10 protein-coding genes are annotated in these 9500 nt (G+C 72.9%); 3 read left to right on the top strand and 7 right to left on the bottom strand.

Going from position 1 to position 9500, the window contains the following annotated elements:
* Positions 1-310: 310 nt before the first annotated feature.
* The gene (locus NR073_RS06170; RefSeq protein WP_069942031.1) at positions 311-526 is read right to left on the bottom strand and encodes a type I restriction-modification system subunit M N-terminal domain-containing protein; all 216 of its coding nucleotides are present in this window, start codon (positions 524-526) and stop codon (positions 311-313) included.
* A gap of 259 nt (positions 527-785) precedes the next feature.
* On the opposite strand from NR073_RS06170, the gene NR073_RS06165 reads away from it, so the two are divergent.
* A complete protein-coding gene (locus NR073_RS06165; protein WP_223247472.1) occupies positions 786-1013 on the top strand; it encodes a helix-turn-helix domain-containing protein in 228 nt (75 codons plus the stop codon).
* Positions 1014-1103: 90 nt separating this feature from the next.
* Here NR073_RS06165 and NR073_RS06160 read toward each other — a convergent pair whose 3' ends face one another.
* The gene (locus NR073_RS06160) at positions 1104-1961 is read right to left on the bottom strand and encodes a transporter substrate-binding domain-containing protein (protein ID WP_063188582.1); all 858 of its coding nucleotides are present in this window, start codon (positions 1959-1961) and stop codon (positions 1104-1106) included.
* A gap of 160 nt (positions 1962-2121) precedes the next feature.
* On the opposite strand from NR073_RS06160, the gene NR073_RS06155 reads away from it, so the two are divergent.
* Entirely contained in the window at positions 2122-2949 is an 828-nt protein-coding gene (locus NR073_RS06155) for a hypothetical protein (protein ID WP_216881669.1), read from the top strand.
* A 9-nt stretch (positions 2950-2958) separates the two neighbouring features.
* On the opposite strand, the gene NR073_RS06150 is transcribed toward NR073_RS06155, so the two are convergent.
* Complete coding sequence (locus tag NR073_RS06150; RefSeq protein ID WP_060973588.1) at positions 2959-3234, bottom strand: DUF1540 domain-containing protein; 276 nt, start codon at positions 3232-3234, stop codon at positions 2959-2961.
* Positions 3235-3570: 336 nt separating this feature from the next.
* On the opposite strand from NR073_RS06150, the gene NR073_RS06145 reads away from it, so the two are divergent.
* Positions 3571-4332 (top strand): OBAP family protein, encoded by a 762-nt coding sequence (locus NR073_RS06145; protein WP_041102636.1) that lies wholly within the window; start codon positions 3571-3573, stop codon positions 4330-4332.
* A gap of 170 nt (positions 4333-4502) precedes the next feature.
* Here the strand turns inward: NR073_RS06145 and NR073_RS06140 are convergent, their stop codons facing one another.
* From NR073_RS06140 to NR073_RS06125, 4 genes are all read right to left on the bottom strand, one after another.
* A complete protein-coding gene (locus NR073_RS06140) occupies positions 4503-5684 on the bottom strand; it encodes an NAD(P)/FAD-dependent oxidoreductase (protein ID WP_159305714.1) in 1182 nt (393 codons plus the stop codon).
* Positions 5685-5796: 112 nt separating this feature from the next.
* Positions 5797-6750 (bottom strand): WcbI family polysaccharide biosynthesis putative acetyltransferase, encoded by a 954-nt coding sequence (locus NR073_RS06135; protein ID WP_135019277.1) that lies wholly within the window; start codon positions 6748-6750, stop codon positions 5797-5799.
* Positions 6751-6933: 183 nt separating this feature from the next.
* Positions 6934-8313: a glycosyltransferase gene (locus tag NR073_RS06130; RefSeq protein ID WP_230278098.1), complete on the bottom strand. Its 1380-nt coding sequence runs from the start codon at positions 8311-8313 to the stop codon at positions 6934-6936.
* Positions 8310-9422 carry a hypothetical protein gene (locus NR073_RS06125; protein WP_159305712.1) on the bottom strand — a complete coding sequence of 371 codons (1113 nt, stop codon included), beginning with the start codon at positions 9420-9422 and terminating at the stop codon, positions 8310-8312. Before NR073_RS06125 ends, NR073_RS06130 begins: the two co-directional genes overlap by 4 nt.
* Positions 9423-9500: the final 78 nt, after the last annotated feature.

Raw genomic sequence — 9500 nt, 5'->3', positions numbered from 1 at the left:
GCGGGCAACAGGACGACTCTCATAACGACTGGACCTACGAAACGGGGTCAGCCCAAGAGTCTGTCGAGGAAGGGTGAGAAGGCCCTCAACTGCATATTGTGCACAGCAACGCACCCATTGAGCGACACGCCGAGGACATGTGAGAGTCGAGCAGGAATGCTCATGTCGCGTTTCCGCGTCGGAAGGGTGAACGGCCACTTCACCTGCCACAGCCGCACTTCAGAGCCCGCGGCTGGAGGGATACTGCTCGCAGCCCTGCGAAGGGGGTCATCTCGTGATTTCTCGCACCCCCACCCCGGACGATATCGAGTCAGTGCTCGCCGCCGTCGAGACCATCCCGCCAAGCCTGTTCGATCACTACGAGGGATCCCGCGAGAACGAGCCGGTGCGGGGCCATGACCGCCTCCATGCGGCGCAGGATGGTGAGCGGAGGGACGAGCGTGCCGTACTGGTTCGGCTTGAACACGCCCCGGAGCTGATCCGCGATCCCCCACACGAAGTTCGAGAGGTTCTGGCGAGAGGGCATGGTGGCAGATCCTTTCGGGGCACGGCGGTGTGGCAGTCGGCCTCATTCTGGCACTGAAAAGTCGCACGCCTGATGCCTGAGAGCCGGGTTCCGAAGAATTCTTCGGATGAGGAGGCCGGCACCTTTTCGACCGACCTCCGGAGGCTCGAATCCGAAGTCTTCTTCGGTTTCCCATGTCGACTCGTCACCGCAGCAGTCGAACGTCACCGATTCCGAAGAATCCTTCGGATTTCAGCTGCTCATCTGCCACGCTGGGGCCGTGGCCACCACACGCGCAGTCTCCTCTGCCGCGGCGCTGATGAAGATCAGCGATCGCGTCCGCGCCATGCGTAAAGAGCTCCTGCTGACCCAGCAGCAGCTCGCAGACCTGGCGGGAGTCTCGGATGCGACCGTCCGCCAGATCGAGCGCGGCACCGGCAAGAGCACCCTGAAGTCAGTGCTCTCCGTCATGGAGGTGCTCGGCCTCGAGCTCGAGGTCACCGGCTGACGACTCCTGCACTCGAAGACCTGAAGCGCGTCACCACCGCGGACGTCTACAAGGGCGGCGTCCCAGCGGGGACGGGATCGCCCTTGCGGCTCAGTCCTCCAGGCTCAGCTCCACGTCCCCGACCCACGGCTCCGCGAATCCTTCGTACGTCCCGTCCTTGAGCGCGATGGCCAGCCACTGGTCCACGTAGTGCTTGAACACCTCGTCGCCCTGCGGGAGCATGTACCCCTTCTGGAAGTAGTCGAAGGGCTCGTCCGGGTTCGCGGCGCACAGCTCGGGGTACTCGTGGTCGATGTAGAGCACCTCGGAGCGGTCCGTGGTCATCACGTCCGCCTCACCGGCCGCGAGAGCGTCGAACACCGTGAGGTTGTCGTGTGTCAGCAGCTCGCCCTGCGGGTAGTGCTCCCGCGCGAACTTCTCGTTGGTGCCGCCCTCCGGGAAGATCGACCGCACACCCGGCTGATTGATCTCCGCCACGGTGTCGTACTTCTCGACGTCCTCGCAGCGAGTGATCGGCGTCTTGCCGTCCTCCTGCGTGGGCACGGTGAAGTACACCTGCTCGGCGCGTTCCGGGTTCAGGGAGATGCCCCCGACGGCGACGTCGCACGCCCCCGACGTGTAGTCGTCCATGAGCGTCTTCCAGCTGGTCTTCACGAACTCCGGCTCCACGCCCATGGTCTCGGCGAGATCGCGGGCCATGTCCACGTCGATGCCCTTCCAGTCGCCGCTCTCGGTCTGCTCGGTGAAGGGCGGATAGTCACCGGTGGAGCAGACGCGCAACGTGCCGGCCTCCTTGATGCGTGTGAGTGCGGAGTCGACGACGGTGGCGGTGGCAGGTTCCGATGAGCCGCCCGCATCCTGCGCCGTGCCGCAGGAGGTGAGGGCGAGCGCCAGGGCGACGCCGAAGGCCGCCGTCGTGAGTCGGTAGTGGGTAGGGCGGAAGGTCATGATCGGCTGTCTCCCTCGACGACGGCATGTGAGTCCCGTCACCGTAGCCCGGCACCACTCGCCCCCGCCGCCCCACGTGTGACAAATACACAACACTCGCCTTGCGTATCTCACTGAGGTGTGCCTTACTGGTTTCCGGACCCCCGCCGGAAGGACCCCCATGGCCCACGCCTCCACGCACCCCGCTCATCCGCTGCCGCCCGTGGCGCCCCGTCGTCTGCTGCTGGCCCAGCGGCTGCTCCGCGGCGAGGGCTCCGTCGAGGTCACGGCCTTCCGCGCCGGCGAGACGCTCACGACGGCCGTCCACGGCGTGAGCGCGGAGGGCCGCCTCGTGGTCGCCCACGTCCCCAACCTCCTCGGTTCGCTCGGCGCGTTCCACACGCCCGCGCCGCTCGACGTGCGCGTGGACGTCCTGCGCGACACCCTGGACCTCACGGTCCCCACCCGCCTGGCATCCGTGCATCTGCTCGGCACCCTGCGCTGGTGCCGGGACTCGGCCGAGGTCGCGGAGCTGGGGCTGCGCGGTCGCGTCGCGGACCTCGTGGCCGACGTCGGCCCGCGGGTGCGCGTGGGCGTCGTCGAGACCCAGCGGATCCTGCTGCACGACGTCGACGGCGTCGCCGTGTTCTGCCGCCACACCCTGCCGCTCACGTCGCGCGGGCTCGTCGACCAGGCCGAGCTCGCAGACCTGGCGGATGACGTGCTGGGCACCGCCCCCGAGGTGCTCGCGGACCTGGCCGACGCCGTCGCCCTGGGCCTGCTGCCGGGCGAGAGCACCCCGTTGCAGGTCGACGCCGAGCCCCTGCCCGAGTCCCCCGCCCGCGCCCTCGATGCGGACGAAGCCGGGGTGACCCTGCTGCGCGTCCGCGACGGCGAGAGCACCGCGGTGCATGTGGCCCTGCCCGGCGCTGGCCGGCTCGACCACAGCCCCTGGCACGCCTGGCGGCGACTGCTGGACGCGATCCCGGCGCGGGTCGCCCACCCCTGAGGGGCGGCGTCAGTTGATCGTGTAGGTGGCGCAGGTGGCCACGTCCGTGACCTCGATGCCCTCGGCGGTGCAGGCGAGGTCGGCGTTGTAGGTGCACTCGAGGCGGTGGCACGCACCGACGGTCGAGGCGCCCTCGGTCACCGGGCGGCGGACGTCGAGCTGGACGAAGGTGCCGCAGCCGGGCGTTCGGTCGGAGCCGGCGACGGTGATGGCGAGGGCGTTGCAGGACGACTCGGCGTTGAAGGCGCAGGCGCTGGCGGCGCAGGTGCGGACGGCGGTGGTCATGGCGTGATCCTCCCGGTTCGGGCCCGCCCCGGGCTGGGACGGTGCTGCTGGAATCGAGATTACTCCGGCCCACGAATAGCACAAGAGGGGTGAGCCTTAGTCGATAGGCAATTAGCGCAAATGCATTTTGCGCATTGTCGCGTGTCGTATGGACCGACGTCGTGCCCGCCGGCCGCCCGGAATCTTCTGCCTCTCTGGCCCTTCTGGCGACCACGCGCCCACTCAGAAGGGTCAGATGCGCAGACGATCCGCCGTCCCCGCCTCCTGAGCAGCCCCGGCAGCCCCGGCAGCCCCACCACCCTGGCCGAGTCCGCTCCGCGCTCCTAGCGTGAGGCCATGAGCACCCATCGCCTGTCCTCCACCGCCCTCGGGTTCGCCGACGGACTGGGCACCGCGGCCGCTGTCACCGCAGCCCGCAAGATCGCCCTCATGGGCGCTGTCGGGAAGGGCCACCCGCTCAAGCACCGCCTCCTGGACGCGGCATCCGGCCTGGTCCAGCCGAAGTACCCCATGGGCGCGATGAGCACCTATCTCAACGGACTGCACTTCTACGCCGACGACCTCGGCCGACAGGTCGAAGCCAGCCACTTCTGCATCCACCTGCGCCACGACCTGCACCAGTGCGTGATCTTCGACCGCAACGCGCCGGACGCACGGCTGATCGGCATCGAGTACATCATCAGCGAGGAGCGGTTCCGCAGCCTCCCCGACGAGGAGCGGCGCCTGTGGCACAGCCACCACTACGAGGTGAGCTCCGGCGCCCTCACGGCCCCCGGGGTGCCCGAGCTGGCCGAGCACAGTTACTTCGAAGACCTCATCCACACCTACGGGAAGACGTTCCACACCTGGCAGTACGACCGGGACGACTTCCCGTACGGCATCCCCCAGCTGATGATGGGCCTCACCGGCGACGGCCAGGTGGACGAGGCCCTCCTGCGCGCCCGGGACGAGCGCGTGGGCGTGGACACCGCGGCCAAGCGGCGCAACCGCGCGGACATCCCGGTCCCGGACGTGGTGCCGGGGGCGAACAGCTGGAAGCGCGGGCGGGTCGTGCAGACCACGCTCGAGGAGCGCCCGGTGCGGGGCCGCGACGACTGAGGGCGGCGTCGTCGGCAGGGCGCCGTTTCCCGAACGACAGCGGTGCGACACGCCGCCGTTTCCCGAACGAAAACGCTCGGCGGGCCGGCGCCGTCATCCGGATCGGGCGGGGGCGCCCCGCGAGGGACAGCACGTCCGCCGCACGTGTCGCGACAGCGAGAACGCTGGGCTCAGACCTTGCCCTTGAGCAGTCGGTGCCAGTAGATCCGGGGCTGGCCGAAGCGGTCGAAGGCCGCCGTGCTCTTCCGCGGCTTCGTCAGGTCCACGCCGGGGATCGACCGGTCCTCGGAGCCGTCGCGGACGTGCTCGTCCAGGACCAGCTCGTCCCGGCTGACCATCACGGGGATCACGGTGTAGCCGTCGTACTTCTGGAGCGGCTTCCCCGCGTCCGCGGCCTGGATGTTCTGGGTCAGGATCTTGACCTGCCGGCGCAGGGCTCCGCCGGAGGGCCGTGTGCCCAGGGCGGCGGCGTCGCCCAGCGCCCACACGTGCGGGTGCAGGGGATGCCGCAGGGTCGCGGGATCCGCGGCCGCCAGGCCGGCCTCGCCGTCGTCCGCCAGGCCCGCCTCGGCGATGAACTCCGGGGCCCGCACCACGGGCGTGATGTACGCGGCCGCGACGTCGGTGATCCGCTCACCGGTGTTGAGCACCACCTCGCGGGCCTCGTGGTCCACGGCGTTCACCTCTGCGCCGGCGTGCACATGGATGCCGTACCTCGCCACGGCCTCGGCCAGAGCGGGGTCGATGGTCTGCCGGTCCAGGATCCGGCCGTACGGGGTCACCAGGCGGACGTCCACGTCCGGCAGGATCCCCGTGCGCTCCCACGCCGCGCAGGCCAGGAACAGCGCCTTGAGCACGGTGCCGCCGCACGAGGAGGGCTCAGCCGGCACATTCGCCACCACACGGTCCCCCGCGGCCACACGCGACAGCAGCGCCCGGGCGGCGTCCACGTGCTCGGGCACGTGCGCACTCGCCGCCCATCCGGCGGCGTAGGCCTCACGCAGCCCGTCGATCGCACCCCACCACGGGGTCAGCCCCGGGCAGAGCACGAGGTGGCGGAAGCCCACGGTCAGCCCGGTGCTCGTCACCGCGGTCCGTTCCTCGGCGTCCACGGCCACGACGTGGTCCGGGATCCATTCGACCCCGTCCGGGATGACGGCCCGCATCGGCCGTTCGAACCGGGCCATGTCCGCCTGCCCGCCCGCCGCGTAGTTCAGCATCGGCCGGTAGCGGTGCAGCTGTTGGCCGTCGGCGATGGCGACCCGACCCTGCCGCTTCCGCCGCAGTGCGGCGGCCAAGGACACGCCGGCGTTGCCGCCGCCGACGATCAGGATGTCGTACTGCTCGGTCACGTGGTCCTCCGTGGGGTGACGGGGTCAAAGGAACGGTACGGCCGCCCCCGCAGACGTGCTCCGCGGCAGACGGGACGTGCCGCCCATCCTCCACTGGTGGCCGGGGCCGGCGCTAGCCCGTAAGGCCCAGCAGCCGCAGCTGGTCGGCGTACTTGCGCATCCCGACCTCCACGGCCTGCGGGTTCTGCGCGTACCAGTCCAGGTGGGTCTGTCGCAGCTGCTCGGCCGGGACGGTCTGTCCGGCCACGGTCCAGTCCTCGGTCGGCTCGGCGTCGAGGTCGAGGGCCTCCACCACGACCGCCTCGAGGGGCGCGCGCACCCCGCCGAGGAGCACGCGGGAGGCGGGCACGGGCTGGACGGCGACGTCGCCCGGCAGGTGCCCGGCCACGCGCTCGGCCACGCGGGTCAGCAGCATGTTGGTCGGGTGGTTCACGGTGTAGAAGCCGACGCCCCGCTCCGCCGCCACGAGGTCCGCCATGGACAGCGTCCCCTTCGCCTCCTCCCTCGCCCGCAGCGCCTGCACGGACGCGGCCGCGGCCTCGCGGATCGCCGCCGGCGCCACCTCCCGACGACGGCCCGTCGCCGCCTCGGCCAGCACGCGCAGGTCGTGGTACGGCACGACGGGCGGGTCCTCCCCCGGCCGCTCGGCCGCCCCGGGCGCGAACCTCCAGTTGCGGAGGGTGACCTGCCAGGGAAAGCGCGAGACGTCGTACACCACGGGGATCCGCACCACGGCGGCGTCCTTCGGCAGCCGGGCCACGAGCTGGTCCGTGCCGATGGGCATGCCCCGGTAGTCGTGCGGGATCGGCTGGGTGACGAGGGCCTTCACGCGGGGCAGCAGCCGCTCCAGGTGCTCGACCTCGTCCGGCTGGGCCTCGAAGGCGGGCGGCACGCGGACGCTCACCAGGTCCGCCCCGTGCAGCGGTGTGCCGGGCTCCCCGCCGAGCAGCCGCCGGTACGACTCACCCTGGCAGTTGCCCCACACCAGCAGCAGGTCGCCCTCGGGCAGGTCTTCGAGCCCGTAGAAGTGCCCGTAGTGCCGGCGTCGTCCCTCGTCCTCGTGCACGCCTGCGTCCTCTCTCCTCAGCCGTCCTCGCGCCGGATCCAGTCGACGCCCGTCTTCCCGCACCACCAGGCCAGGAACGCGGAGAGCGCCGCGAAGTCCAGTTCGTCCAGCTCGCTCATCGGCCCTCCCGTGTTCCGTCCTGTCCGCGATTGTGCCAGCCCCGCCCCGCGGGCACCGGCCCGCTCAGCCCCAGCCGCCCCACCACGCCTCGAGGTCCGGCACGGTGGCCACGGGCGCCCAGCCCAGCCGGGAGGCGGGCACCCGCCACACCCGCGCCGTCCCGCCCCGCCGGTGCCGCCACCGCGCCCGCGCACACGTCAGCACGGCGAGCACGGCCCGCTCGCCCGGCTCGGCCGGCTCACCCAGCACCTCCACGCGCTCGACGCCGGCCCGTTCCAGGCGCAGCAGCCACGCAGCGACGGCGTCCGCGTCAGGCCGGGCTCCGGCCGCGGCGGGCCGCAGCGGCACGTGCACGTCCACGGACCAGTCGGGCACCGACCGGACGGCGTCGAGGTCGCCGCGCGCCGGCGTCGGCGGCAGGTCCTGGGACGCCGCCGCGCCGCCGTCGGGCTCGCCCAGCAGCCGCACGCGGGGGTCGCCGAGCGCGCGCGCCGCCGCCTCGTCGAGGCCGCCCACGACGCCGACCCGCGCCCCCGGTGCCGCGCGCAGCACGGCGTCCACCGCCACCACGGCCGCCGCCGCGCCGTCCGCGCCCTCCGGCACCCGCACGCGCGCCTCGACCCGCAGCGGGCCGGCCAGGGACAGGCCGTGGCCGCGGGCCGTCGTCGCGGGGATGCGGGAGGCCAGCACGAGCGCCTCGCGGGCCTTCACCCGGGCGGCCTCGGCGGCGTCGCCGCGTCCGCCGAAGTCGGCGCCGGCCTGCCACGCCACGGCGTCCGGCGCGTGGTGCAGGGCCGCCCCCACGCGCCACAGCCGGTGCGCCAGCTCCCAGTCCTCCCCGCCGTAGCCCACGAAGGCGGGGTCGAAGCCGCCGGCGTCCTCGTAGATCTCGCGCGCCACCGTGAGCACGGCCGAGATGACGTACCGGTAGCCGGTGGAGTCGGCGCGGCGCAGGTCGTCCGTGGCGCGGTACCCGTCACCCAGCCAGGTCGGGTCGGCCAGGCGGGCGTCCACGGGCACCTCGTCCCCGGGCCGCCATCCGTGCGCCCAGGCCCGTTCCAGCCAGGCCTCGGCCAGGTGCCGCCGCCGACCCACCACCGCGGCGTCCCGGGGCGCCTCGGCCACCGCCGCCAGGGCCGCGGCGAGGTACCCGGGCTCGGGGAGCATGTCCCCGTCGAGGAAGGCGAGCACGTCGCCGTCGGCCGCCTCCGCCCCGAGCGCCCGGGCCGCCGAGGCGCGGAACCCGCGGTCCGGCTGGCGCACAGTCACCACGTCGAACGGCAGGCCCGGGCCCACCCGGGGCGGGACGGGCGAGCCGTCGTCGGCCACCACGAGCTGCAGCCCCCCGGTCAGGCCGCGCTGGGCCGCGAGCGCGGCCGTGAGCCGGTCGAGGTCCGCCTGGGCCCGGTAGTAGGGCACCACCACGGAGACGGCGGCGCTCACGTCCACCTGTGCACGCGGCGGAGCACGTCGAAGAGCATCCGCGCGCAGTCCTCGGCCCCGGGCGAGAGGTCCACGCCGGGGCCCAGCCACGTGCGCTCGGGGTCCTCGACCGCTTCGGCGATCGCCTCGGCCATCGCGAAGGCCGGCGACCCGTTCGGGTGCACGAGCCGCAGGGTGCCCGGGCGCAGGCGCTCCATCTCCTCCGTGTAGCGGCCGGCGGAGGCGATGGCCCGCCGCCCCACCGAGGTCCACGCCGCCAGGGACCCGGACGCGGACACGTTGCGGTGCGCCGCGAACGGGATGCCCGCCGAGAGCAGGGCCGCGTCCGCGAACTCGTCCGGCACGAACCCGGTGACGCGGAACTCCAGGCCGCGCGCCTCGGCGTCGCGGGTCAGCTCCGCCACGAGGTCGTCATGCCCGGCGCTGACGGGTCCGAGCGCCGTCAGCCGGCGCGGCGCCCCGGAGTCCGGGCCCCACTGGCGGTGCAGCTCGGTGAGGGCCTCCAGGGCGAGGGCGTGCCCCTTGCCCGGGTAGACGAAGCCGAAGAGCACGAGGTCCCGGTCGAGGCCGGCCATGCTCTCCGGCACCACCGGCTCGGCGCGGGCGGCCGCGGCCCGGCGGTCCTGAACGGGCAGCGGGACCACGTCCGCGGCCACGTCCACCAGGTCCGCCAGCAGCGCCCGCTCGTGCTGCGAGGAGACCACGACGCCGTCCACCGCCTGGGCGAGCCGCGCGTATGCCTCGCCGCGGCGGCGGTAGCGGCCGTCGCCCTCGGCGGGCTGCGGGATGTCGTGCAGGGTGAGCGTGGCGCCCGCGGGCAGGACGTCGACGAGCAGGTCCGCGGCGGCGGTCGCGGTGGGGCCGAACAGTGCGTCCGTGACGTCCAGGTGCACGGCGGCGCCCAGCGCGCGCGCCTCCTCCATCAGGGGCACGAGGCCCCGGAACGCCGCGACGTCCTCCGCCGTGCGCAGTTCCACCTCGGCGCCCACCCGCCGGAGGGCGGCGGCGGTCTGCCGCCCGTGGCGCACCACGCCGTGCTCCGGTGCGCCCACGGTCACGTACAGCACACGTCCCTGCGGCTGCGAGTCCACGTCCACGATCCCCTTCACCTGCGGCGGCGCTCCTCGACGCGGCGGCGCGCCGGAACGGACAGGATGCCGCTGCTCCGTTTCTCCGATCCTGCCCTG

Origin of the sequence: Micrococcus sp. Mcc28, from assembly GCF_024519775.1 — a bacterium.
Classification (GTDB): domain Bacteria; phylum Actinomycetota; class Actinomycetes; order Actinomycetales; family Micrococcaceae; genus Micrococcus; species Micrococcus luteus.
Note: the sequence above shows the minus strand (reverse complement) of the source record. Positions and strands in the feature narration are given on the sequence as shown.